The organism is Pseudoalteromonas sp. SG44-8, assembly GCF_014164125.1.
Taxonomy (GTDB): Bacteria; Pseudomonadota; Gammaproteobacteria; order Enterobacterales; family Alteromonadaceae; genus Pseudoalteromonas; species Pseudoalteromonas rhizosphaerae.
Window position 1 is genome coordinate 1 of the sequence record NZ_JACJEQ010000012.1, and the last position, 24,162, is coordinate 24,162.

At 39.0% G+C, this 24,162-nt stretch carries 21 protein-coding genes and 1 pseudogene; 11 read left to right on the top strand and 11 right to left on the bottom strand.

Features of this window, described 5'->3' with window-relative positions; genetic code table 11:
• The first annotated feature begins 328 nt into the window (after positions 1 to 328).
• The 3 genes from H5163_RS11310 to H5163_RS11320 all read left to right on the top strand — a co-directional run bounded on the left by H5163_RS11310 (position 329) and on the right by H5163_RS11320 (position 1,829).
• Positions 329 to 778 (top strand): GyrI-like domain-containing protein, encoded by a 450-nt coding sequence (locus tag H5163_RS11310; protein ID WP_145238947.1) that lies wholly within the window; start codon positions 329 to 331, stop codon positions 776 to 778.
• Between the two features lie 446 nt (positions 779 to 1,224).
• Positions 1,225 to 1,434: a cold-shock protein gene (locus H5163_RS11315; protein WP_145238950.1), complete on the top strand. Its 210-nt coding sequence runs from the start codon at positions 1,225 to 1,227 to the stop codon at positions 1,432 to 1,434.
• Positions 1,435 to 1,619: 185 nt separating this feature from the next.
• Entirely contained in the window at positions 1,620 to 1,829 is a 210-nt protein-coding gene (locus H5163_RS11320) for a cold-shock protein (protein WP_016706518.1), read from the top strand.
• 232 nt (positions 1,830 to 2,061) lie between these two features.
• Here H5163_RS11320 and H5163_RS11325 read toward each other — a convergent pair whose 3' ends face one another.
• Positions 2,062 to 2,904, bottom strand: coding sequence for an alpha/beta hydrolase (locus tag H5163_RS11325; RefSeq protein ID WP_182735154.1), 843 nt, complete (start codon positions 2,902 to 2,904; stop codon positions 2,062 to 2,064).
• Positions 2,905 to 3,213: 309 nt separating this feature from the next.
• Here H5163_RS11325 and katG point away from each other — a divergent pair, with 309 nt between their 5' ends.
• A complete protein-coding gene (gene katG / locus H5163_RS11330) occupies positions 3,214 to 5,391 on the top strand; it encodes a catalase/peroxidase HPI (RefSeq protein ID WP_182735155.1) in 2,178 nt (725 codons plus the stop codon).
• A gap of 159 nt (positions 5,392 to 5,550) precedes the next feature.
• Here katG and H5163_RS11335 read toward each other — a convergent pair whose 3' ends face one another.
• Complete coding sequence (locus H5163_RS11335) at positions 5,551 to 6,222, bottom strand: FMN-dependent NADH-azoreductase (protein ID WP_145238960.1); 672 nt, start codon at positions 6,220 to 6,222, stop codon at positions 5,551 to 5,553.
• A 129-nt stretch (positions 6,223 to 6,351) separates the two neighbouring features.
• On the opposite strand from H5163_RS11335, the gene H5163_RS11340 reads away from it, so the two are divergent.
• The 4 genes and pseudogenes from H5163_RS11340 (at position 6,352) to H5163_RS11355 (ending at position 9,766) form a co-directional block, all read left to right on the top strand.
• Positions 6,352 to 7,200, top strand: coding sequence for a LysR family transcriptional regulator (locus H5163_RS11340; RefSeq protein ID WP_182731198.1), 849 nt, complete (start codon positions 6,352 to 6,354; stop codon positions 7,198 to 7,200).
• Between the two features lie 209 nt (positions 7,201 to 7,409).
• The gene (locus tag H5163_RS11345) at positions 7,410 to 7,697 is read left to right on the top strand and encodes a helix-turn-helix domain-containing protein (RefSeq protein WP_182731199.1); all 288 of its coding nucleotides are present in this window, start codon (positions 7,410 to 7,412) and stop codon (positions 7,695 to 7,697) included.
• A gap of 34 nt (positions 7,698 to 7,731) precedes the next feature.
• Positions 7,732 to 8,957, top strand: a pseudogene (locus H5163_RS21515) (HipA domain-containing protein).
• A gap of 164 nt (positions 8,958 to 9,121) precedes the next feature.
• Positions 9,122 to 9,766 carry a hypothetical protein gene (locus H5163_RS11355; protein WP_182735156.1) on the top strand — a complete coding sequence of 215 codons (645 nt, stop codon included), beginning with the start codon at positions 9,122 to 9,124 and terminating at the stop codon, positions 9,764 to 9,766.
• 188 nt (positions 9,767 to 9,954) lie between these two features.
• Here the strand turns inward: H5163_RS11355 and nhaR are convergent, their stop codons facing one another.
• On the bottom strand, positions 9,955 to 10,848 hold the full coding sequence (gene nhaR, locus H5163_RS11360; protein ID WP_182731201.1) for a transcriptional activator NhaR: 894 nt from the start codon (positions 10,846 to 10,848) through the stop codon (positions 9,955 to 9,957).
• 108 nt (positions 10,849 to 10,956) lie between these two features.
• Here nhaR and H5163_RS11365 point away from each other — a divergent pair, with 108 nt between their 5' ends.
• Positions 10,957 to 11,268, top strand: a complete 312-nt coding sequence (locus H5163_RS11365) for a hypothetical protein (RefSeq protein WP_145238975.1) — start codon at positions 10,957 to 10,959, stop codon at positions 11,266 to 11,268.
• A 190-nt stretch (positions 11,269 to 11,458) separates the two neighbouring features.
• Here the strand turns inward: H5163_RS11365 and H5163_RS11370 are convergent, their stop codons facing one another.
• From H5163_RS11370 to H5163_RS11380, 3 genes are all read right to left on the bottom strand, one after another.
• Positions 11,459 to 13,801, bottom strand: coding sequence for a S9 family peptidase (locus tag H5163_RS11370; RefSeq protein WP_182735157.1), 2,343 nt, complete (start codon positions 13,799 to 13,801; stop codon positions 11,459 to 11,461).
• 196 nt (positions 13,802 to 13,997) lie between these two features.
• On the bottom strand, positions 13,998 to 14,639 hold the full coding sequence (gene tmpT, locus H5163_RS11375) for a thiopurine S-methyltransferase (protein ID WP_145238981.1): 642 nt from the start codon (positions 14,637 to 14,639) through the stop codon (positions 13,998 to 14,000).
• A 9-nt stretch (positions 14,640 to 14,648) separates the two neighbouring features.
• Complete coding sequence (locus tag H5163_RS11380; protein WP_145238984.1) at positions 14,649 to 15,140, bottom strand: DUF2938 domain-containing protein; 492 nt, start codon at positions 15,138 to 15,140, stop codon at positions 14,649 to 14,651.
• Positions 15,141 to 15,240: 100 nt separating this feature from the next.
• Between H5163_RS11380 and H5163_RS21320 the strand changes: the two genes are divergently transcribed.
• Positions 15,241 to 16,131, top strand: a complete 891-nt coding sequence (locus H5163_RS21320; protein ID WP_259399805.1) for a LysR family transcriptional regulator — start codon at positions 15,241 to 15,243, stop codon at positions 16,129 to 16,131.
• Here the strand turns inward: H5163_RS21320 and H5163_RS11390 are convergent.
• From H5163_RS11390 to rmuC, 3 genes are read right to left on the bottom strand one after another with little or no spacing between them, the layout of a single operon-like run.
• Positions 16,128 to 16,706: a DJ-1/PfpI family protein gene (locus tag H5163_RS11390; protein ID WP_145238987.1), complete on the bottom strand. Its 579-nt coding sequence runs from the start codon at positions 16,704 to 16,706 to the stop codon at positions 16,128 to 16,130. The two genes, H5163_RS21320 and H5163_RS11390, sit on opposite strands and share 4 nt — an antisense overlap.
• 16 nt (positions 16,707 to 16,722) lie before the next feature.
• Complete coding sequence (locus H5163_RS21325; RefSeq protein ID WP_259397117.1) at positions 16,723 to 17,634, bottom strand: hypothetical protein; 912 nt, start codon at positions 17,632 to 17,634, stop codon at positions 16,723 to 16,725.
• A gap of 5 nt (positions 17,635 to 17,639) precedes the next feature.
• The gene (gene rmuC, locus H5163_RS11400; protein ID WP_182735158.1) at positions 17,640 to 19,109 is read right to left on the bottom strand and encodes a DNA recombination protein RmuC; all 1,470 of its coding nucleotides are present in this window, start codon (positions 19,107 to 19,109) and stop codon (positions 17,640 to 17,642) included.
• Positions 19,110 to 19,323: 214 nt separating this feature from the next.
• Between rmuC and H5163_RS11405 the strand changes: the two genes are divergently transcribed.
• Positions 19,324 to 19,872: a hypothetical protein gene (locus H5163_RS11405; RefSeq protein WP_182731205.1), complete on the top strand. Its 549-nt coding sequence runs from the start codon at positions 19,324 to 19,326 to the stop codon at positions 19,870 to 19,872.
• Here the strand turns inward: H5163_RS11405 and H5163_RS11410 are convergent.
• Together H5163_RS11410 and H5163_RS11415 are read right to left on the bottom strand one after the other, a co-directional pair.
• Positions 19,869 to 22,460, bottom strand: coding sequence for a serine/threonine-protein kinase (locus H5163_RS11410; protein ID WP_182735159.1), 2,592 nt, complete (start codon positions 22,458 to 22,460; stop codon positions 19,869 to 19,871). The two genes, H5163_RS11405 and H5163_RS11410, sit on opposite strands and share 4 nt — an antisense overlap.
• Positions 22,444 to 23,433 carry an FHA domain-containing protein gene (locus H5163_RS11415; protein ID WP_145239003.1) on the bottom strand — a complete coding sequence of 330 codons (990 nt, stop codon included), beginning with the start codon at positions 23,431 to 23,433 and terminating at the stop codon, positions 22,444 to 22,446. Before H5163_RS11415 ends, H5163_RS11410 begins: the two co-directional genes overlap by 17 nt.
• Positions 23,434 to 24,162 lie beyond the last annotated feature (729 nt).

Consider the following 24,162-nt stretch of genomic DNA (forward strand, 5'->3'; position numbering starts at 1 on the left):
TTTGGTATTTAGGCAAGGCAGAGCCTATGTAGTGTGGTTGTTCCCCATAAATAGGCGATAACGCAGTATAAATTCCAAACATGCGCTGCCCAAAGGGTTCTTCCTAGGGGCGATTAACTCTTTGTAGCTCGATTTTTACTTAGCCCACTAGGTTACAAACCTCGCGCCGCGATTAAATCGCCCCTAGATTGAACAAATTTCAATCCACAAAGGTCAACACGCCCTAATCACCAACAAAAAATAAACCCTTTTTATAGCGTATTTATTAAATACTTCATGCTTTTTCTGTTAAGTTAATACTGAGTATTAATGCTAAAGGATAGTCTCAATGGAAGTAAAACAGCTAGCAAGTAAGACCTTAACCGGCTTAAAAGTAAGAACATGCAATGCCAATGAAATGAATACTGGCACAGCAAAGATAGCTGAGCTTTGGCAAAAATTTGGCGAAAAATATACCTCAAAACTCACAAAAGACAGTAAAGTCTTTGGTGTTTACACTAACTACGAGAGCGATGTGACCGGTGATTTTGATGTCATTGCCTGTAGCGATGAGCAATCAATTAACCTTCGTGATTCAGTAACAGTTACAACGCACGCAGGGAGTTATTTAGTCTTTAGTGGCGAAGGCGAAATGCCCGACGCTATAATTGATTTATGGGGTGAAATTTGGCAATACTTTAGCTCAGATGATTGTCGTTACACTCGTACTTATACCAGCGACTATGAATATTATAAAACCGCAACTGAAGTAGAAATAGCGATCGCAATTGCTGAATAAATAAGGAGTCTGTCGCTATTCAAATGAGCGCTGAGTTCCTTTTTTTCGTGGGGGGGGGGAGTGTGGGATTTCGCACTTCCCCAATTAAAATATTATCTCATTCAACTAAATTTAATCCCACTAAAAATAAGTCTACACTCCATACCTAGATCACTTTAAAAAAGCGAATGCAGAGACGGTAAGCATGGCTACGACTCTTCTTATTTAATCAATATATGTTCACAAAATTAACTTGGCTTTAAAAAGAAAAGTAAATAAAGCTTGTTATATGGTTTAAGTTACTGTTATCCTGCTCTGCATCGGGTTGATAGAAAGCCCTGTTTATTTGTAAGTACCACGTTGTTATTAGTAATAATCCTTCGCGCTATCCTCAGTTAAATGCTTGTTTTCTTCCTGTTAAATTGCCTAAATTAAGGCACACTTTTATTAATTCTTAGGATACTATTATGTCTAATACAACAACTGGTTCAGTAAAATGGTTTAACGAAGCTAAAGGTTTTGGTTTTATTGAACAAGAGTCAGGCCCTGACGTTTTTGCTCATTTCAGCGCAATCTCAAGCGATGGCTTTAAGACTCTAGCTGAAGGCCAACGTGTACAGTTTACTGTTACTCAAGGTCAAAAAGGCCCGCAAGCTGAAAATATCGTTAGCATCTAATTTTTAATTAATGGGTTAGTAATAACCCGTTAATGCACTATAAGTTTGAAAGAAATTCTGTTTATTTGTACGTACCACGTTGTTATTAGTAATAATTCATCGCGTTATCCTCAGTTAAATACTTGTTTTTTCAGCTAAACCGCCTGATTTTAGGCACACTTTTATTAATATCTAGGATATCTATTATGTCTACAACTACAACTGGTACAGTTAAATTTTTCAACGAAGCAAAAGGTTTTGGTTTTATCGAGCAAGAGTCAGGTCCTGACGTTTTCGCTCATTTCAGCGCTATCAGCGGTGACGGCTTCAAAACTCTAGCTGAAGGCCAACGTGTACAGTTTACTGTTACTCAAGGTCAAAAAGGCCCACAAGCTGAAAACATCGTTTGTATCTAAACGATTGTTTTAGTTAATACGTTTTAACGTATTAAAAACCCACTGATATTAATTTATCAGTGGGTTTTTTTATACCAATCGTGTTAAGTTATTGGTAGTTTATAGCGACGGATAAATAGAGTGATAACAAGGCATAAATTTTGATATGTAGTTGTTCTACATGAAAAATTTATAACGCCGTTAGCGCTTTATTTAGCACGCTAGAAAGGCTAAATATTTAAGTCGATTGGTATTAATATCTGCGCTGTTTTGCGTATAGCCAATCTAAACCTTGGATCAGCGTGGTTGGAAATGCCGTCGCATGCTTTGCTCCTTCAATGATAGAAAACTCAAGCTGTATATTTTTAGCATCCCCTTGACGTATTTTACTCGCTAACTTATTAGCTCCAGTTATCATATCTTGCCCTTCGCCAAATTCAGGTGTTTCTTTACTACCTACCGATAAGTAAACCCTAACGTCTTGCTTAGCTGTAGTAATCGACTGAGATATTATGCTCTCATTATCAAACCACACCGACGGGCTACCAATAATGTAACTTTCAAACATATTAGGCTGGGTAAAAAGTACATGAGCAGCAAATAAGCCCCCCAATGAATTACCTACTAAAGTACGTTGGTTAGAGGTCACACGGTAATTACTTTGCATATAAGCAAACACATTATCACGAATAAAAGCAGCATGTTGCTCGGCCTTACCCGTTTCGAGCTGCCAATCATTTGCTTTACTTGGTGTGTAATCTCTAATACGGCTTGATGACCCTTTAGAGCCTTGCGAATAACCAATTGCAACGAGTATTGCTTCATTCATGGCGCCACTGTTCATAGCAAAATGCGTCGCCCCGGATGCCACTTGAAACGCATACGAGCCATCAAGGAGGTAAACAACAGGGTATGTTTTATCTTTATTTCGACTGTAACTGCGCGGGAGCTTTATAAATAAAGGATAGCTAAGCTTTGCCTGCTGATCGGTAAGCTCTATAACCGCACTTCTGGGGATTTCAAACGATTGCTCAGCAACGCTGCTAAAAGTTGAAAACAAAATAAGAAAGCAAACTAAACACTTCAAATTAACCATTTTTAATTAATAACTCTTTTTTATAATTAATTCAGACAGCTTATCAAATAACTCAATATACGTGTGGCCATTTTACTGCCACTATTTTTTAACAATAAACATCAGATTAATCGATAGCTGCAATCGCTTTAAATCGTGATTTAGCACTAGTTTTTAATCGTTAATCTTCTATATTGGTACAAAGGATGAACTTAAACAGGGTTTATCAATCAATATATTACATTCAGTAGCAAGTTAATTGTTATGAACTAAGCTTTTAAACACAGTGAGTTATAGACCGAGTTTTATATTCCGATAAAGGAGCTAAAAATGAGCAATTCAGGTGCGGGTAAATGCCCAATCATGCATGGTAGCAATACACAATCGTCTAATTCCAATACTGATTGGTGGCCAAAGGCCTTAAATTTAGACATTCTTCATCAACACGATACTAAACCTAATCCCTATGGCGATGACTTTAATTACGCTGAAGAATTTAAAAAATTAGATCTTGAAGCCGTTAAAACCGATTTAAAAAATCTGATGACACAAAGCCAAGATTGGTGGCCTGCCGATTGGGGTCATTATGGTGGCTTGATGATCCGTATGGCGTGGCACTCAGCAGGATCATACCGTTTAGCTGATGGCCGTGGTGGTGGCGGTACAGGTAACCAACGCTTTGCTCCTTTGAACTCATGGCCTGATAACGCTAACCTTGATAAAGCACGTCGCTTACTTTGGCCTATCAAGAAAAAATACGGTAATAAGTTATCGTGGGGCGATTTAATTATTTTAGCAGGCAATATGGCTTATGAATCAATGGGTTTAAAAACCTTTGGTTTTGCCGGCGGGCGTGAAGATATTTGGCATCCAGAAAAAGACGTCTATTGGGGCGCGGAGAAGCAATGGCTTGCGCCAAGTGATGAACGTTACGACAACGTAGCAAAACCAGACACCATGGAAAACCCGTTAGCTGCAGTACAAATGGGGTTAATTTATGTTAATCCAGAAGGCGTAAACGGCCAGCCAGATCCACTCAAAACTGCGGCACAAGTACGCGAAACGTTTGCTCGAATGGCGATGGATGACGAAGAAACCGCAGCGCTCACGGTGGGTGGGCATACGGTGGGTAAAACCCATGGCAATGGCAGCGAAGAGAATCTTAGCCCAGAGCCTGAAGCCGCAGATGTATTTGAGCAAGGCCTAGGTTGGAACAACCATAAAACGCGTGGGATAGGCCGCGATACTATGACATCAGGCATTGAAGGTGCGTGGACAACTCACCCAACTAAATGGGATAACGGTTATTGCTATCTGCTGTTAAATTACGAATGGGAGCTTACCAAAAGTCCAGCGGGTGCAAACCAGTGGGAGCCGGTAAACATTAAAGAGGAAGATAAACCTGTTGATGTTGAAGATCCATCAATTCGCCTAAATCCGATTATGACCGATGCCGATATGGCAATGAAGATGGACCCAAGCTATCGCAAAATTATTGAACGTTTTTATAATGATTTTGACTATTTCACCGATGTGTTTGCACGGGCTTGGTTTAAACTCACTCACCGTGACTTAGGCCCTAAATCTCGCTATTTAGGTGCAGATATACCAAGTGAAGATTTGATCTGGCAAGATCCCATCCCAAGCGTCGATTACACCTTATCTGATGCTGAAATTAGCGAGCTTAAAGACAAACTGCTAAATGCAGGCATTAGCGCCAGTGACTTGATCAGCACTGCATGGGACAGCGCCCGTACTTACCGTGGCTCTGATCATCGCGGTGGCGCCAATGGTGCACGCATTCGCTTAAACCCGCAAAAAGATTGGCAAGGTAACGAGCCAGAAAAACTTGCTAAGGTATTAACGGCTCTTGAAAAAGTGCAAGCAAGTTTAAGCAAACAAGTGAGTTTAGCGGACTTAATTGTACTTGGCGGTACTGCTGCAGTTGAACAAGCTGCAAAAGCCGCGGGTGTCGATATCACCGTGCCATTTGCAGCAGGTCGCGGCGATGCGAGCGACGACATGACCGATGCAGAGTCGTTTGATGTATTAGAACCAATTCATGATGGCTTTAGAAACTGGCAGAAAAAAGATTATGCCGTTTCAGCCGAGGAGCTACTTTTAGAGCGAGCACAACTTATGGGGTTAACTGCCCCTGAAATGACGGTACTACTTGGTGGGATGCGTGTACTAGGCACTAACCACAGTGGCAGCCAGCATGGTGTATTCACCGATAATGTAGGCACATTAAGCAATGACTTTTTTGTTAACCTAACCGATATGAACTATCGCTGGGAACCGGCAAGTAAAAGCACGTATAACATTATTGAGCGCAGCTCCGGTAATACTAAATGGACCGCTACCCGTGTTGACTTAGTGTTTGGCTCCAACTCTATTTTAAGAGCACTTGCTGAATTTTATGCGCAAGACGATAACAAACAGCGTTTTGTACAAGACTTCGTTAATGCATGGGTGAAAGTAATGAACGCAGACCGCTTTGATATTTAATTAAAGCAAAAAATGTATAACTTAAGCGCGAGAGTTAATATTCTCGCGCTTTTTATGTCAAAAACCGAAAATTCGTATTTGTAAAAATAAAATAGACTGTAAACCCCCATTACAACTTGGCTAAAAATACTACAGGAAAGCGAGTAATATTTAGCTATTCTAAATAGCCATATTGGTAAGTTGTAGTGCCAGTTCTGTTGCTTGACTGTAAGCATTACTTAACGATTGCTGATGACGAATATCGGCAAACTCTTGATACTCAGAAGCAATTTCATGAATTGTGCTCACGCCTAAATATTTGCTCAAAGTACGTAAATGGGGCACTAAATGGCTCATATGCTCACGTATACCGCCTTGCTCAAAACCAAACTCACCGCTTGAGGTGATCACAACCAATGTTTTACCGCCTAGTAAAGGCTGTAATGGAAAGTCTCCACGGGCCAGATCAAAATCAAAGGTTTTGTTGATCCTCACAACTTGATCAAACCACGCCTTTAACTGTGCGGGCATACCGTAGTTATACATAGGCGAGGAAATCACAATAATATCAGCGGCTGCAATTTCAGCGATTAATGTGTCTGACAAGGCCAGTAACTGTTGTTGTTTTGCAGTCTTTTTATCGTCAGGGGTAAATACCGCACCTATCCAGTCTTGGGTAATAAAAGGCGGCGGATTAACACCTACATCACGATAAATATACTCATCTATGCTTTGCTGCTGAGTAACGCTCTCTATAAAACGCTTAGCTATATTTTTAGAGATTGAATCGTGATCTGGATTGTCATTTTTAACGGCTCTGATGCTTGCATCAATGTGTAATAGGGTGGTCATGCTGTTTATCCTGTTAGTAATTGTGCAGTAATCATCTAACTAACAGCGGCTTTTCACAAACGAGTTAACCTCAACTATAAGTAAGTTATACTCACCTATAATTAATTTCATCATTTGCGAATATCACTTATGCAAGTATCACTACAAGCGCTTAAAGCCTTTGAAGCTGCGGCGCGTTTAGGCAGCTTTAAAGCCGCCGCTGATGAACTCTCACTCACGCCAACCGCGATTTCACACCATATAAATAATCTTGAAAGCCGTTTAAATGTAGATTTATTTTACCGCCAAGTAAGAAAGATCACTCTCACTCCCACTGGTGAATATTTAAGTGCGGCCACAAGTGACGGCTTTAACCGCATCGACCAAGCACTGGCAACTGTGCAAGCCACAGGGGCAACAGTTAAAATAACCACCACCTCGTCACTAGCCGCCCTGCGCTTAATACCCGCATTGCAGGAATTATCTATAAACCAGCCTAATCTTGAGGTAGATATATCAACCAGTGAAGCCGTTGATAAACAATTGCACACATTACCCATTCGCTTTGGCCAGCAGCGCAATATAAACGCAGATGACATTATAAAAACCGAACAATTTAATCTATTTGGCTCACACAAAGCAGCCGATATCCCATGGCAAAATGGCCCTGTTACGCTGTATACCACAAAATGGAAAAACAACGCCCTGAGTGAGCCACCACTTAAACAATGGCTTACTCAAAACAACTTAGATCCTGCGTTATTTATTATTAAAACCTTTGACCAAGAGCTATTTGGCATTCAAGAAGCTATGGCAGGCTCAGGACTGGTGTTTTGCTCAACCACTCTTGTGCAACGACTTTTAAACACCGAGTTACTTAAAAACTTTAATACTCACGCGGTTGAATCTGAGTTTTGTTATTACATACCCAATAAACAGCGCTTTCAAACCCGAGATACACGCCTAGTTTTAGAATGGGTAGAAGGACTGTTGGATTGATACCGTTAGATTTATGAAACACCATAAATTCACAGTTTATTGTGAATTCATGCTATTCCATGGTTATTTCTGGAATAATTCACAGAATACTGTGAATTTACTCTTTATTTAATTACCTCCTGTTTTAATTCACAAAATATTGTGAATTATTAGCTTTTCTATAAGTTTTTAACTATTATTCATAGAATACTGTGAATTTTGGATAGGTAATGGAAGTCACGATAAAGTCAGCAAAACAATTAGGTAAATTGGCAAGTATAGTGAGAAAAAGCCAAAAATTTGATCAAAAAACAGCAGGGGAGTTCTCCGGTATTAGCATTAATACAGTGAGTGACTTTGAAAATGGCACAGGTTCGCTATCGATTGGCCGCGCGTTCGATTTAATGGAAGCTTTAGGTTTAGAGGTAAAAATAGACGTAGTTGTACCTCAACACGATGAAAAAGCTAAAAATAAATTAATAACTCAAATCCAGAACATGGTGGCTGGCCATGAATAATAGATCACTCGATGTTTATGCTGGCAAACAGCTAATGGGCCAATTACAAGATAGTAACGGCTTTTGGTCTTTTAAATATGATCAAGCTTGGCTTAACTCGGCGAATAAATTTGCAATAACTCCCAGTATTCCACTGCAAGAGCATGTGATTCTTGATTCTGGTACTACTCGTCCTGTGCAACAGTTTTTTGATAATTTACTGCCAGAAGAAAATGCTCGTGAATTGTTAGCTAAAGAAGTGAGAGTTGATCATGAGGATTCATTTGCTCTACTAACTGCATCCGGTATTGAATCTGCTGGTGCTTTAACCCTATTACCAGAGCATATTGATTTTCCAGCCCCAAGCGCTATACCATTAGCTTTTTCAGAGTTATCTAGTCGTATCAAAAACTTGCCCAGAGCACTGTTAAATAGCCGCCAAAGTAGCCGTATGTCACTTGCTGGGCCGCAACATAAAATGCTGGTTATTAAGCTCGGTGATGAGTTATTTGAAGGAAACGAAGGCACACCTTCAACACATATACTCAAACCCGATCATTCTGAGCCAGACCAATATTGGCAAACGACATGCAATGAGTGGTTTATGATGAAACTAGCGGGACGATTAGGGTTAGATGTACCGAATGTAGAACTCATTTATACGCCGAGCCAGCCTATTTAGTTGAACGCTTTGACCGTACAGGAAGTTACCCTGATCAAGAGCGTAAGCATATTATAGATAGTTGCCAGTTATTAAGTTATAGCAGGCACTCCAAATATTCTGCATCAACGGTTGAAACATACCAGAAAATACTCAATAACGTACGTCCTAAAGCTGCAACGGCCATTAAATTATATCAATGGATTATTTATAATTTATTAGTCGGTAACGGGGATGCGCATTTAAAAAATATCAGTTTTTATTACGAAAACGGGTCTGCGCAAATAACACCGTTTTATGATTTATTAAGCACCATTATTTATGTTCCAGAAGGTGCAAAGCCTCTAGAAGAAGCCTTACCTGTTCCCATAAATGATAAAAAACGTTTCTGTGATGTCAACAAAGCTGATGTTATCACTTTTGCAAAAGAGCTAGGTATTCCAAACTCTACAGCAGTAAAGCAGCTAAGTTATTTTGTAGAAAATATAGAGAGTGAATTTAGTAACTTATACCAAGAAGTTGAAAATATGCCACCTGCAGATGTGCGCGTAGCGGAGTTAAGAATGTTAAGAGAAGTGCAGTTTTTAGTGGTTAAAGAAATGGTTGGGAAGTTGAGTTAAACTATGTTTAATGGCAACAAACGACAAAACTTGTTTAACCTATGATTTGAACACGTATTGCTAAATTATACTATTAAGCATGTCCTTATCGCAAAGTGCTATTGAAATAATACAAATTACGAAAGCTGTACTGACCATAAAGGATAACAATATGAGGGAAAAGCATGCCCATTTCACCGCATCAAAAGATTATTAATACAATTGTAAGAGAAGCATTTAAACCAATAGGAGTTAAAAGAAAAGGAAAATCAAGAGTCTGGCTTGATGATAATGGCCTTTGGACAACTGTAATAGAATTCCAGCCCTCAAGGTGGAAAAAAGGCACCTCTCTCAATATTGCGGTATGCTTTCAATGGTATCCAAAAGAATATTACTCGTTTGATGTACGCTTTTTTAGAGAAATAAAGTTTGTTGAGTTTGAATCAGAAGAACAATTTAAACATCAAGTTCAAGTATTAGTAGATGAAGCAAAGCCTATAATTTTACACATTAGAAATTTATTTTCCGATAAAAAATCTTTAAAAGAGCATGTAACTAACAAACTCAATGAGAATAGCTCTATATGGTCAAAATATAATAGAGGTATGGTATGTTTAATAAGTGGTGACATAGACCAAGCTATACAGTTTTTCCAACAAGTTACTGACGATATTGAGGACAGGGAGTGGACTAAAGAAGTAAAAGGTATAGCTCAAAAATTATTAAAAGTACTGGCATCAGAAGAGAACTATTTACCTTTTATCGAAAGTTTAGTTAACAAATCTAGAGAGCTAAAAAAATTAAAGCCTTACAGTATCTCTAAAATATAGAAACAATAACTAAAATGCCATGGGTCATTTATTCCCTCAGCCAATCCCTACAAATTTTTTGGGGTTTCGTTGCACTCTACCCAACCTTTGTAAACCCCCATTACGATTTGATTAAAAAAACCACACTTCAGAGCAATTAAAGTCTGGCTTTTTAGTGTTTTAACGCGTGTAAAGCTATTAGCTAAAATTTACGTCATTTGGGCATGCTTAATAAATTCATCGTAAATACTGTCTTTAATTAGCCTGTCGGGCGTAAAGGCATAATAATGCTGATAAACATTATTAATTGTACCAATATAGCAAACGTCATAATGGCGCTCAACTTCGGCTCTGACCAAAATAGGCGCAGGGAACACCCCAAATCCTTGCTCACCCAATGCTTTCATTAATGCGCTGTCATCAACATGGCCTGCTATTGATACTTCAATACCCTGTTCTTGCAGCCAATAATGAATAGCACGTGTGACTGGGCTTCCTTTTGCAGGGAGAATTAAAGGCTTATTATTAAGAGATTGTGGAAACTGTTTATATAATTGCGAGTGCCATGTTGCATTGCCAAAGAGAGCTATTTGGCTTTTTCCTATTTCATGACAAAAAGCCTTAAATGGTAATGTGGTATCGAGCGGTTTATCAGCTAAAACTAAGTCGAGCTTATGAACCGTCATTTGCGCGAGCAGTTCATCTTGCTGACCGTCAATGCAATGTAAGTTTGTAATACGCTCGTTATCAATTAAAGGGGCTAGCCACTTAGAAACTAATGATTTTGGTAATACATCCGAAATGCCTACTTTTAGTGTTCGTGACAATTGCGCAATATCACCTTGGGTAGTTTCTAGCCATTCATGGGCAATAGCAAACATATCATCTGTGTATTGCTGAGTGACATGGCCAAACTCAGTTAGTCTTAGCCCTCTGCCTTGGCGAATAAACAGTGGCTTACCTAATCGTTGCTCTAAGTTAGTAATTTGAGAGCTGACCGTTTGCGGCGTTAAGTTGAGTACTTTACTGGCAGCAGCAATACTGCCGTGCTTACTCACTTGCCAAAAATAGTATAAGTGATTGTAGTTTATGTTGGTTATCATTCGAAAAAACCTGTCTTTAAATCAGAAATAATCAGCTTTATCCTTTGTTACTAAGTTAGTAGATTACATCCATGCCTGCAACACAGGTGCTACTAAAGGTGTAATTGCATGAAGCTAAAACTTACGGTTAAAAACAAAACAATTAACTCAAGTGAAAAAATGTCAATTTTGAAATTAGTGAAAAGCCAGTTGGCAAAACATGCTTTAAATATTCGTAAAGTAGATATTCAAATTAATGATCTATTAAACGAGCGGCTGGGTACTTTGCAGCAATGCAAAATCAATATTCTTCTACCTGGTTTGCCAAGCATAAATGTAAATACCAAAGGAAGGAACATGCTACAAGCTATAAAGCGGGCACTAAAAAGTTTGCAGCAAATTCTCGTTAGTAAGTATCAACCTTCGCAACCAAGCTCTTAATTTTTCTTAATATCGCACTTGTAGTGGCACGGATGCTACTTTTTTATTTGCGTAAAGTACGTTTAACACTAAAACGACTCAAACCTTTGACCTTTAACTTTATTTTATAAACCTCACACCATTTTGATTAAAAAAGCCACACTCTAACTGTTAGTGTGTGGCTTTTTAGCATCTAACTTTTTTAAAGCGATTACTTATTCAATAAGTTCTTTTCAAAAAAATCGGCCATCATAGTGTGATAGTGCAAGGTGGTACCTTTGCCTTCTCGTAAGCTATGTGAGCGATTTGGATATGAGAAAAACTCAAACTGTTTGTTGTACTTAACAAGCTCGTTAATTAAACGCTCTGAGCCTTGGTAATGAACGTTATCATCCCCTGTGCCGTGAATAAGCAATAGCTTACCGGTTAGGTTTTTGGCAAAGGTAATGGGCGAGGTGTTATCGTAACTTTCAGGATCGGTATTTGGGTTACCCGCATAACGCTCTTGATAAATAGTGTCGTATAAACGTATATCTGGCACCGGTGCTGAGGCAATACCGACTTTGAACTTATCGCCATGGCGGAACAATAAATTAAGGGTTGAGCTGCCACCGCCTGAGTGACCCCATACACCAACACGGTCGGTGTCTATTACATCCCAGCGTTTTGCCATGGCATCAAGCGCATCAACTTGGTCTTGTACAGTGACTGAGCCGATTTTTTTATAAATCGATTTACGCCAATCACGGCCTTTTGGTGCGCGTGTGCCTCGGTTATCAACCGATGCCACAATAAAGCCTTTTTGTGTTAGCAGTGATTTATACAAGTAGCTGTCGCCTTCAAAGCGGTCTTGCACTGTTGAGCCCCACGGTTCGCCATACACGTAAAAAACGATTGGGTATTTTTTACTGTTATCCATGTTTTTAGGGAACATAATGTAGCCGTCAAGCTCGGTGCCGTCGCTCGCATTCACTTTAAAGAACTCGTGGCTTGGTAAGCTTTGCTCAGCCAGTTTTTCTTTCAGCTCTTTATTTTCAACTAAGGTTTTAACATTACTGTGATCGCTTACTTTAATGATCTCTTTAATTGGCGGCGTGCCAAATTGTGAGTAAGTGTGCATTGCCCATGAGGTATCTTTAGACATGTAATAGCTGTTTGAACCTTGAAATTCAGCAGGCGTTACGCGTACAGGTTTACTACTACCATCCAAAGACGTACTAAATAAATAACGTTGACCTGCATCGTCTGGCGAAGCGGTAAAATACATCACGTTCTTATCTTCGTTTAGCGCCAGCATATCAACAATATCGTAATCACCTGGGGTTAAATCGATAATGGTTTTGCCATCGCGAGATATACGATAAAGGTGACGCCAGCCGTCGCGCTCGCTGTGCCAAATAAAGAACTTACCATCTTTTGACCAGTTGGCTTTGTAAAACCACTCGATAAAAGCATCGTCTTTATCTTCTAAAATTTTGGTCAATTGCTGTTTTTGCCAATCGAACAGCCAAACCTTGTTGTGGTTTTGCGGGCGGTTTAAGTCTTGGATCATTAATTCCTTACCGGTGCCTGCCCAGCTAATACGAGGAATATAGCGGTCGCGATTATCGCCTTCAAGTTTGGCCCAGCGGGTTTTCTTATCAGCAAGGCTAACAACCCCCACGCGTACTGCCGAGTTAGTTTCACCGGCTTTTGGGTAAGGAAACTCTTTTAAAGTAGGGTAAAGCTCGTCGGTGTTGTTGATCATGGTGAAAAACTTAACGCCGTTGGTATCAAGCTGCCAATAGGCGATTGATTTGTTATCTGGGCTCCAACGAAAGCCATCAGCAATGCTGAATTCTTCTTCGTAAACCCAATCAAAGTTACCATTAACGATTTTAGCGCTGCCATCGGTTGTAAGCGCTGTTACTTTGTTGCTGCCAACCGCTTGCATATAAATGTTGTTATCACGCACGTAAGCTACTTTTGAGCTGTCTGGTGAGAATTTAGCAAACATCAGTTTTTTAGGTTCTGGTTGCTCACCGCCGAGTTGCTGTAATTTATTGGTTTCAAGGTTTAAGAGCCAAAAATCACCACGGCTGCGAGAGCGCCACACTTGCTCGCTATTGGTAAATACCATCAACCATTTGCCGTCTTTTGACCACTGGTAGCTTTCGATTGCAAATGGCTCATCTGCGCCCTCTGGCAGTAGTTTTTCAAACTCAACTAGAACTTTGCGGCCAGTACCATCGGCGTTGTAAAATACAATGTCGTTGCCTTTTACACCGTGCTCTTTTTCGTCATCTGCTTTGGCATTTTCAGCGTCGTCTTTTTTATCTTTTTCGCTTCCACGTTCTTCAAGCACGGTGTAGCCGGTGCCATCATCAAGCCATTTAAAGTAAGTGCTACGCTGCGCTTTGAAATATTTATCTTTATAGATTTGTTCAAGCGACAGTGGATTGCTAATTTGATTCATCGTTGTTGTAGCCGTGACGTTGTGTGTTACCGAACAGCCTGATAGCGACAGCCCAGCCAATACCGACAGGACAAGCCCTGAGGTTTTGATTATATTCATTATATGATCCTAAAAGTGCTGTTATTAGTTATTGTATTTGTTCAAATGGTTGAGGAAGTGACAAAATGATTCGCTCGTAAAACTGAGCAAGGTTAACTACAGATACTTTAGCAAAGTTTGCATATAAGATCAGAACGTTCATCGCAAGCATTCATCCATTGACCCCAAACATTACATGCAATATACAACATAAAGTTTAATCTTTTTTGTTTAACTGCCAAACAACTATATTTGCCGGTACAACGCCTTTAACTCCATTCGCAATAGCTTCACATCTAATTAGTTGTAGCGAATAAGCATGGTGATAGTGATCAAATACCTCTTGAGCGCTAATACTGTATGGTGTGCCATCGCGTTTAGACTGATCATATACACAACAAATAAGTAGCTGTGGTGCTTTTTGTGTGATCATCACTACATGCCTGCTATATTTTTTACGTAGTGTAAAAGGCAGGGCTACTAATGATCCGCGATCATATATAACATCAACAGATCCAAGTAAGTTGGCGGTTAGTGCAAAAATATCTCCCACCCAAATAGCCAAATTATCCGCACTATACAGTTTAAACTTGTCGTGCACCGTTACTGTAGGTGTAACATTTAAAGAGCCAAATAGTTGTTTAATGGCACTTTCACAGAGCTCAACGCCCACAACCTGTATATTCTGCTCGAGTAGCCATGCAATGTCGTTTGTTTTACCACATAAAGGCACGAAAACTCGGCCATTTTGAGGAATTTTCAAGTTAGTAAAATAACGATCTAAGTATGGATTTACTCGGCTTTCATGAAAACCAATATCATTGTTTTTCCAACGATTTAACCAATAATCAGCAGACATAGTAGCTCCTCAAAATAGCAATAAAACAAGCGAGCTGATATAAATTCCTGCACCAAATACACAATGTGATACACAGCTTTTAACTCTGGCCGACGCTGGTCTTGGCGTTTTACTCGCAGCAATACCCAGCCCAAGCGCAGGTTGCATAATAAAAAAAGGCATACATACTGTGGCTAAACCAAATATAAGGGCGGGTATTAGGCGGGGGGATACTAGCCAGTCATTTGACATAACCAATAAAAAAGTAAAACTAAAAATAACGCCTATTACATAATGGATAAACCAACCGATTGCGCATTCGCCTTTTTGCGATGGCGCTTTGTTTATTGCTGTATGTTTAAATTGACCACTTCGCATCAAGCTTATCCAGCGACCGACCATACAAAAGTTTAAAGATGGCACGCCAAACACTTTCGCAAGTAATAGCGACCAACTATCAAGCACTGCTGTTGCGCCTACACCGATAACAATAACAGCTACCCAATTAATACTGTGTTCCATAAAAATACTCTTTAACAAGAAAACCTAAGAGCAATGATATAGACTTACTAAAATGTTAAATATAAAGCTTTAATCAAACTTAAATTGCAAAAGTGGAATCATGCTAGATGATATAGTGCTGTTTGTGCACATAGTACAACAAGGAGGATTGTCTCAAGCGGGGGAGTATTTATCGCTGCCTGCGGCAACAGTTACGCGGCGTTTACAGCGCCTTGAATCTCGCCTTGGGCAAAAACTGCTGCATCGCTCTGCACGCCAATGCACACTCACACAACAAGGACAGGTGTACTATCAAAGTTATGCCAACTTAGTTGAGCAATTTGAACAAACTCGTTATCAACTCAATCAACAAAAAGAACAACTTAGTGGTAAGCTAAAAGTGCTCGCGCCACTGAATATCTGTCATGGTTTTTTAAAGCCGATGTGGTTGTCGTTTTGCAAGAAATACCCTGATATTCAGTTGGAGCTGATTTTAAGTAATCAACTTGACGATATTATTAAAAACCAAGCTGATTTAGCGCTCAGGATCGGCCCTCAAGCTGATTCGTTATTACAGCAAAAAAAGCTCGCAGAAGCCGACTCTATCTTAGTCGCATCACCTGAGTACCTAACAAATGCAGCAAAACTTGTTGAACCGAACGATTTAAAACATCACCGTTTAATTGGTACAACACTTAGAAATAAATGGCTATTAACGAACACGCAATCATGTGCTACTTACACACACATGTGCCGCTTTAAAAGCATTTATAACGATACTGGCTTTGTAAAATATCAAGTTGCGGATCATCAAGGTATCGGTTTGTTACCGCGCTTTGAAATTATAAATGAGCTACAAACAAAAGAGTTAGTTAGTGTATTGCCACTATGGCAAAGCCTGCCGCGAGAAATTTATGCCATTTGGCCAAGTGGTCGTTTACTTAGTAAAAAAGCGGTTTGTCTTAGAGATTATATGCATAACTTTATCAGTGAACAGTTACCGAACAGTTAAATTTTTTTGTGCCACTGGTACTGCATTTGTTTTGCCGTAAGCTCTGCAAGCTCAGGGCTCCCCAGCTCAGCAACTAATTGCAAGCTCATATCAATTCCTGCAGAAATACCCGCTGAAGTGGTGAATTTATCTTGTGATACCCAGCGCTTATTACTGATCACATTTAACCGAGGGAACATATTAGCGAGATCCGCAAGATCTTCCCAATGCGTGGTAACCGTTAAGCCATCGAGTAAACCCGCTTTGGCCAGTAAAAAAGCGCCTGTACACACTGAGGCAACTTTAGCAGTAGCACCAGCGGTTTCTCGTATCCAGTTTATTACGGCAGGTTTTTCAAGTTCAACAGTGTGTACACCACCAACAACAATGAGCAAATCAATAGCGGGGTGATCAACAAAACTGTAATGGGGGTTTACACTAAAACCACCGCGCGCCATAACAGGTGTATTGTTTTCAGCAATAAGACACACCTGCCAATCGTTATTAGCGAGTCGTTTAGCGGTACTAAACACCTCGAATGGGCCTGAAAAATCCAGCACTTCGGCATCATCGTAAATATAAATACCAATGTTCATCGCTTGCTTGCCTTATCTACTTTGCTTCATTCACGTCAAACAGTAATTTTAACCACCTTAAATCTTTAGCATCTAAGTGCGCTTGTTTATGTAGCGACGAGTCATCATAAACTTCTTTATAAACATGACAAATAGCTGCTTCAGTCAGCTCTCGCCAAGTATCATTAGCTAATTCAGGAATAGATCCATCAGCTAAGTTAAAACTAGTTAAGGGATCATGTTCCGCTTCGGTTGTTCTTAATGTAAGTGCTAGTTCTTGTAAAATAGGGTTAATAACTTGCACTGTATTCGAGGCTTCAAACTCTTGTATTATACTATTTTGTGCTTCTTTTACTGCTTTTTCGAGCTGATACTGTGATAACTTATCGCCAGATGCGCGTATACCATATTTATTAAATAGCCCAGTAAAACTAGGTAAGACCGCTTTTGCAGCAATCGCCGCACCAATAGCAGGGTTTGCAATGGCAGCAAGGCCGCCTACTAATAACATGCCATAAGTAAGCTTTCGATCTAACGCGTCGATGTCATTGGCAAGTGATTGCAAGGTGTTAGTACGCTCTGCAGCTTGCTGTAGCATTATTTCATTAGTACTATTTAACATGTACAGCCTAAGCCCAGCTTCAGCATGCTCATTAGGAAAATGAAAAATGCGCCGCTTGGGTAGATTATTCACTTCAGGTACACCGTTAGGTAAACAACGCATAGTGTGTAAAGCAAATTTATACTCTGATAATTCAAAAGGAATTACAAAATAGTGCTTTTCGTCAAATGATATCGGACTTACTTTTCCACAATGTTCTAACGATATGAAAATAGGTAATCCATTGACCTTTTCTTTGGCTAAAACATAGCCTTTATTAAGCTCATCAGTAAACTTATCTGATACCGATTTTAGCGTTGCAATTCCTTTGTTTAACAGCTGTTTCATTTTCTCTATTGATCCAATTCAAGGTGAGCTCTCTCAACACTTTCCTGAGGTAACTCTTTTTGCACCGACACCCCTAACTCTTTAAATTCAGATGCTTGTTTAATTAAATTGCCTTTTCCGCGATATAACTGCGAAAACGCTTTGTCATAACTTTCTTTGGCTTTATCTAGTTGCTTACCAACGCCTTCCATACTGGTTAAAAAGCCGTTGAGCTTGTTATAAAAACGTTCGGCGCGGTTTGCCAATTCTTTGGAGTATTTAGTTTGCTCCTCAAAGCGCCATAACTGTTTCACGATATTTAAGCTGGTTAAGAGGGTAGTGGGGGTGGCAACCAGAATGTTCTTTTCTATCGCTTGTTGGTAAATATCACTTTGGTATTTAAGGGCTTCAACAAAAGCTGATTCTATCGGCACAAACATCACCACCACTTCAGGAGAGTTAAGCCCAGGTAAGCGATCATATGATTTACTCGCCAGCTCATTAATACGCGCTTTTACAGCCTCAACATGCTCTTTAATTGCTTGTTGAGCCTGCAGTTCATTATCTGCATTTACGTAGCGAGTGTAAGCGTTTAGCGAAGTTTTAGCGTCAATCACTAAATGCCGACCTTGAGGCAAATACACCACCACGTCAGGGCGCAGGCGGCCTTCTTCGGTATTAAACGATACCTCGCGTTTATAATCAGTACCAGCGCGCAGTCCTGCGCTGTCTAACACGTTTTCAAGCATTAATTCGCCCCAATTACCTTGGGTTTTCTTTTGCCCTTGCAATGCGTTACTGAGCCTGTCTGCTTGCTCAGTGATTGCTTGGCTTTTCGCTTGTAGATGTAATAACTCTATTTTCAGAGCTTCACGTTGTTTTACATCTTCAACATGAATTGATTCCAATTTATCCCTGAAGCCTTTTAGCTCACCTTGGACAGGTTTTAACAGCTGCTCAATACTTTCTTGATTAAGGATTTTAAATTTTTGCGATTTTTCTTCGAGTATTTGATTAGCAAGGTTTTCAAACTCTTTTTTAAGCTGCTCTTTGCTTTCTTTAATATGTTGTAACTGCTGCTCAAAATGGCTTTGCTTTTGCTCAAGCATAGTGCGCATATTATTGAGCTCAACATCACGGGCATTGTATTCGCTTCGTAGTGTTGTTAAATCAGCTTCAGCCTTGCGCCAATAATGATTGTATTGCTGACTTTGCTTTTCTTGCTCAGTGAAGCGGGTTTTATAGTGCTGAGTTTCGTCGCGTTGTTCTTGGTGGCTTTGTTTAAGTAAATCGTGTTCATCTATCAAGGCAGTATATTGCTGCTGTTTTTCATTGGACTGTGTTTGCAATAAAGCTAGTTGTTGCTGCTGCTCACTTAGCTCTGCTGTTAATCGCTTACTACGGCTTGCATTAATAACACTAAAAAGCACCGCGCCAACACTAAAACCAATTCCAACACTTACCCAATCAATGTCTGTAAGTAACTGTATATACATAAATAAACTTTAATTAGCCAAAAGACAGTTCATGATAGCCAATCTAAAAATACCAAGATAGGTTTTTTTACTTTTTTATGACCCTAAAAATTATTACAGGACATTACAAAATACTCATCTTAATTCGTTATATAAACTATTTTATTCTACACTCAGAATAATTATAAAAACCAACAAGTGGTTTTTACTTATACACAATACAAGGACTGAAAAAATGAACGAAATCAATACCCCAAATATTGAAGTGCAATGTAAAGCAGATAACTACTTTTCCGTTAAAACGTTAACTGTTTTACCTCATACTCAAGAAAATTGGTTAACGTTTTTCAATAGCGAAACAAACCCGACTGAATCACTAAGTGTTTTATTTAATAATGCTAAAAATAACGATGCAAAAAGCATTGAGAAAAAACAATATGTAGAGCTTATTATCAGCCTAGATCCATCAGTGGCTGCCGATTGGGAATTTTATGGGAATGGCGTTGAATACTGTGGTGCAGATAGCAATTGCCAATATAATATCTCTACCGAGATCACAGATGGCAACACTTTAGTTTTAACAATTGCTCAAGTAGAACCAACCTACGAATTTTTAGGTGTTGATAAAGACAACCTTGAAAAAGTTGTTGAAGTAACCGAAGGCAAAGAAACTGAGTATTTACCTATTTCGTTTAGGTATACAGCTAAACACGTACCTTCGGGCAAGATTTATATGTCACAAGATCCAAAAATTGTTGTTCGTAGGCCGGGGGCAACTCTTTAATTTAAAACACTAGCACAACTAAAAGAGGAGTCATATTGCTGCAATAACGCAATAAACTCTTCTTTTTGGCACCAAGATTTAAACCAGGGTAAATTAAACCACATCGGGTGATAACCTATCGCTAATGACTTTTCTATATACATTAACGCTGACTGATATTCACCAATCACACTATATACAAGCGCTGCAGTGAACACATATTCATTGTGATCTGACGCAATACTAATTGCCTTATTTAATGCTTGTAAGGCAAGTTTAGCTTCGCCAAGTTGGCTATATGCTTGCGCGACTTCTAAATAACTATCAAGAGTTAGTTTATCTTGCGTAAGCTCAACTACCTTTAAATAATTTGCGGGGTATGATTCACTAAGCCCTAAAGCCTTTTCAATATCAGCTAGGTTAAGGCGAAAGCTGATATGCTCTGGGTTTATATCAACCGCCTGTTGGGCAACTACTAATGCTTGCTCAAACTCTCCTTGTAACGAATACGCAATACTTAAGTTACTTAAATCTATGCTATCAGGTTTAATCTCAATAGCCTGTTTATATTGCTTTATTGCAACTACTAATTCCCCTTCGGTAAGGGCAATATCGGCCAATAATTGATTTGCCATGTAGTTTTGAGGACTTACGTTTATAACTTCATTAAGCAGCTGCTTTGCTTCTTCAATTTGACCTTGCCACCACAGTACTTGCGCCAAATTCTGTTTTATAATTGGGCTGACACGTATTTTTAACGCAAGTTCAAACGCCTGTTGTGCTTCAGGCAACTGATCTTGTTGTAAATATAATAAACCCTGTAACTCATAAAGCGTTAATGTATTAGCTCCAACTTGCTCAGCTTTAGTCAAGTACTGTTTAGCCGCTAACCAATCTTGTCTAGCAACCGCGATCAGCATTGCATTTTTAGCAAATGCAGGGGTGTTTTGATACGCAGTTGGTGAGTTAAAAAGTAACTTATTGGCAATATCTAAATACTCTGTTTGCTGTGATTGCTGATACAAACTCAGTGCGACTTCACGTAGTAACTCATAATTGGCATATAACTGCGGGGTTTGTTCAATAGCCTCTTTAATACGCATAAATAATTGCTCAGTGTAATCACCTACTTGCTGCACTTTTTGATAAAGCTCTATATGCTCAATTTGTACTTTGTCACTAAGTTGCGCCATTGCAATATATTTACTATCAAAATCAGGAAAAAGAGCTGTTAATTGCTGACTGCTTGAATGGTACATTTGACTATAGTTATCAGTAATAATCGGCCATTGCTTGCGCGCTTTTACCGTCCAATTTGGCGCCTCGAGCCGAACTAACGTTAAATAGCATTGTGGTTGCATACAATTAAGCTCAGCGGTCACCACTTCTTGTGCTCCCGTTGCTTGCTTTAATTTATGTAACTTATCTGCAAAAGTAAGTTTAGCATTGCCGCTTTGTACAATAGGCGCAACCTCATCCTGCGAAATAAGATTTAACTGCTTACTATTAATAATACTTTGCCTAATAGCATCATCAATTGTGGCTTTGAGCATATTTGTATCTGCAGATAACAGTGCGGCTGATTTTACCACCGGAGGTAAAAATGCAACATAGTGCTCTGCTGGTTTATGTACTTGCAGCTTATACATTAAGCCTGTTGCAACCACGGCTATGCAAAGCAAAGTCCCTAAAAAAACAGTCTTTTTAGGCGGTTTTTTTTGTAATGCGAGTTGCTCTAGTGGAACTGTGTCTTGCGCCAAAATTTCTTGCTGTTTAATAGCTATAATAACGGCTTGTAACTTACGCTCTACACTTTGGGCATCAACAGGGCGGCGGTCTTTTTTTCGTTGTAATAATTGATTTAGTAAATCACATAATTCATTAGGTAACTTGGGAATGATCTCATGTGCATTACACGCTTTACCGTTGGCAATATTATTAGCAATCGTTTGCGCAGATCCTTCACCAAATGGATGACGGCCACTAATAAACATATAGGCCAGCATACCAAAAGAAAATAAATCACTGCGAAAATCTAACGGCTGTTTATTAAGCTGCTCAGGCGACATCGCACTAGCACTGCCACAACTGGATTCATCACGTTGCTCACTAAGCGGCTTATTTTGTAATGTTGCAATACCAAAATCAGTGATTTTTAATTCATTTTTATCAATTAAAATATTGCTAGGCTTTAAATCACAATGCATCACATCTTGACTATGGGCATGGGTTAGACCAGCACACAGTTGTGCTAATAAATTAAGCTTTTCGGAGAGTGTGGTGACGTGCTGATGTTGAAACTGCTGTAATGTTTTACCTTTTAAGTACTCCATTACAATACAAATTTGCTGCTCATACAAAAGTACATCGTGTATTTGTACAATATTTGGGTGATTCAAACGGGCAAGCAGCTGTGCTTCAACCAAGGGATCGCTATGTTCTACTGAGTGCTCAGTAGGCTTTAATAATTTAATCGCAACATAGCGCTTTAAACGTGTATCTTCTGCAAGATACACACTTCCCATTCCTCCTTGGTTAAGTAGCTTAATTAATTTATAGTTAGTGATGACTTTATTAAATTTTAATACTGTTTCATGCTCTAACGACATCCGAGGTACTCTCTAATTCACACCCTTTATAAATCATAAAGGATGCACCAGCAAACCGCACTTTTCGCAATTGTCTTTCGATTATATTTTCAGCATCATGAACATTGACTAGAACTTCTGAAAACTGCTTACGAGCACGATGTATCTGTATATTTAAATAGCGCATGTCGACACCTAAATCTTTCACTAATTGCTCCGTATTTACCCAACCTTGGTTAGCTGGTAATACTCCTTTTTTAGCATCTAAAGCTCTATAGCGCGCTAAATTTAAGGTTAAATAGTGATGGCAGCGAACATGCAAATCAAAATCTTTATTATTATTGTGATGTTGAACTTTTAATTCTGATGTTTCTTCGTCCAAACTTAGGTTAAAAATAAAGTCTAAATCACTTATATACAATTGTGGTACGGAGCTCATCTGGGTTGCAACTTCCAGATGGCTAGAAAGAAACATCCATTGTTCGCCACCTAAGGTAATAATACTATGATCTTCTAAGACTTCTCGTATCGTAAACTCATCATCGTGTAATGATTCTAACAACCATTGGCCGCTACTTTGCTCAAAAACAACCACGCTATCAGGTTGCTGCTCTGGCAATAGGTGGTAATGATTAAGCTTAATTGTCTCGGCTGTTTTACTTTGCTCGTCATCTAACTTAATTAATTGATCTGTAGGTGGACTGAGATCTTTAACTACATAAGTAACCTCTGAATTACCGGCAAAATAAATCTTATCGCCAATACTTAATTCTTCAGAGTCATCCTTCACCAAACGCTTATGATTTAACCAAGTACCATTCAGGCTTAAGTCACGGATATACCACTTCCCATTCAACCACTCAATAATGGTGTGTATTTTCGACACGCTTAGATCGTTGACAAGTGTATCTACAGAATATTGAAACCGCCCAAAACTATGATGCGCATATAAAAAACAATATTCGCTTGTATGTTTATTAATTAAATAAGCCATTATCACTACCTTTAAAGAATGACGAGGTATGTGTCTAACTATTGATATTACAATCAATTCTCCATAATAGACACAACCAAATCAAAATGAAACAAAAAATTAACATTTAATGAATTCATAGATTTATCCGCAAACAATTGCGGCCAGATAACAGTATTTTAGAAATAAAAAGGCAAAATAAACATTACGTACTATTACAGCAATCTTTTATTAAAGGGATAAGTAAAAAGAGTGAAATATAAAAAAAGCCAGCTTAAGGTAAGCTGGCCTAATATTACTAAAATAAGTAACTAAAACTTGGGAATCAACATGATGCCTGCGGAAACTACAATTTAACAACAAGCATAATAGTAGACGCCCCTAAGTTAACTTAGTTCAAAAATAAATTTAAATTTATTGAAATAATGCAGCAGCTCACAATTGCAGGCATAAAAAAAGCCAGCTCAAGGTGAGCTGGCCTAATATTACTAAAATAAGTAACTAAAACTAGGGAATCAACATGATGCCTGCGTTGACTGCAATTCAACAACAAGCAAAAGAGTAGACGCCCTCAGGCTGCTTTAGTTCAAAATAAATTTAAAATTGATGAAAACAATACTGCATGCGCCAAATAGCAGGCATAAAAAAAGCCAGCTCAAAATGGGCTGGCTCAATCATTACTAAAATTAGTAACCAAATAGGGAAATCAACATGATGCTTGCGTAAACTGCAATTCAACAACAAGCAAAA

What these genes read in the sequence shown, in the direction of transcription:
- tmpT (WP_145238981.1), bottom strand. Translation starts at nt 14,639, where the DNA reads ATGTCTGCTGATTATTGGTTAAATCGTTGGAAAAACAATGATATTGGT.
- H5163_RS11335 (WP_145238960.1), bottom strand. Translation starts at nt 6,222, where the DNA reads ATGACCACCCTATTACACATTGATGCAAGCATCAGAGCCGTTAAAAAT.
- H5163_RS11310 (WP_145238947.1), top strand. Translation starts at nt 329, where the DNA reads ATGGAAGTAAAACAGCTAGCAAGTAAGACCTTAACCGGCTTAAAAGTA.
- H5163_RS11405 (WP_182731205.1), top strand. Translation starts at nt 19,324, where the DNA reads ATGAACGAAATCAATACCCCAAATATTGAAGTGCAATGTAAAGCAGAT.
- H5163_RS11345 (WP_182731199.1), top strand. Translation starts at nt 7,410, where the DNA reads ATGGAAGTCACGATAAAGTCAGCAAAACAATTAGGTAAATTGGCAAGT.
- H5163_RS11365 (WP_145238975.1), top strand. Translation starts at nt 10,957, where the DNA reads ATGAAGCTAAAACTTACGGTTAAAAACAAAACAATTAACTCAAGTGAA.
- H5163_RS11370 (WP_182735157.1), bottom strand. Translation starts at nt 13,801, where the DNA reads ATGAATATAATCAAAACCTCAGGGCTTGTCCTGTCGGTATTGGCTGGG.
- H5163_RS11320 (WP_016706518.1), top strand. Translation starts at nt 1,620, where the DNA reads ATGTCTACAACTACAACTGGTACAGTTAAATTTTTCAACGAAGCAAAA.
- H5163_RS11410 (WP_182735159.1), bottom strand. Translation starts at nt 22,460, where the DNA reads ATGTCGTTAGAGCATGAAACAGTATTAAAATTTAATAAAGTCATCACT.
- H5163_RS11355 (WP_182735156.1), top strand. Translation starts at nt 9,122, where the DNA reads ATGCCCATTTCACCGCATCAAAAGATTATTAATACAATTGTAAGAGAA.
- H5163_RS11390 (WP_145238987.1), bottom strand. Translation starts at nt 16,706, where the DNA reads ATGAACATTGGTATTTATATTTACGATGATGCCGAAGTGCTGGATTTT.
- H5163_RS21320 (WP_259399805.1), top strand. Translation starts at nt 15,241, where the DNA reads ATGCTAGATGATATAGTGCTGTTTGTGCACATAGTACAACAAGGAGGA.
- H5163_RS11380 (WP_145238984.1), bottom strand. Translation starts at nt 15,140, where the DNA reads ATGGAACACAGTATTAATTGGGTAGCTGTTATTGTTATCGGTGTAGGC.
- H5163_RS21325 (WP_259397117.1), bottom strand. Translation starts at nt 17,634, where the DNA reads ATGAAACAGCTGTTAAACAAAGGAATTGCAACGCTAAAATCGGTATCA.
- H5163_RS11340 (WP_182731198.1), top strand. Translation starts at nt 6,352, where the DNA reads ATGCAAGTATCACTACAAGCGCTTAAAGCCTTTGAAGCTGCGGCGCGT.
- H5163_RS11415 (WP_145239003.1), bottom strand. Translation starts at nt 23,433, where the DNA reads ATGGCTTATTTAATTAATAAACATACAAGCGAATATTGTTTTTTATAT.
- nhaR (WP_182731201.1), bottom strand. Translation starts at nt 10,848, where the DNA reads ATGATAACCAACATAAACTACAATCACTTATACTATTTTTGGCAAGTG.
- H5163_RS11325 (WP_182735154.1), bottom strand. Translation starts at nt 2,904, where the DNA reads ATGGTTAATTTGAAGTGTTTAGTTTGCTTTCTTATTTTGTTTTCAACT.
- katG (WP_182735155.1), top strand. Translation starts at nt 3,214, where the DNA reads ATGAGCAATTCAGGTGCGGGTAAATGCCCAATCATGCATGGTAGCAAT.
- H5163_RS11315 (WP_145238950.1), top strand. Translation starts at nt 1,225, where the DNA reads ATGTCTAATACAACAACTGGTTCAGTAAAATGGTTTAACGAAGCTAAA.
- rmuC (WP_182735158.1), bottom strand. Translation starts at nt 19,109, where the DNA reads ATGTATATACAGTTACTTACAGACATTGATTGGGTAAGTGTTGGAATT.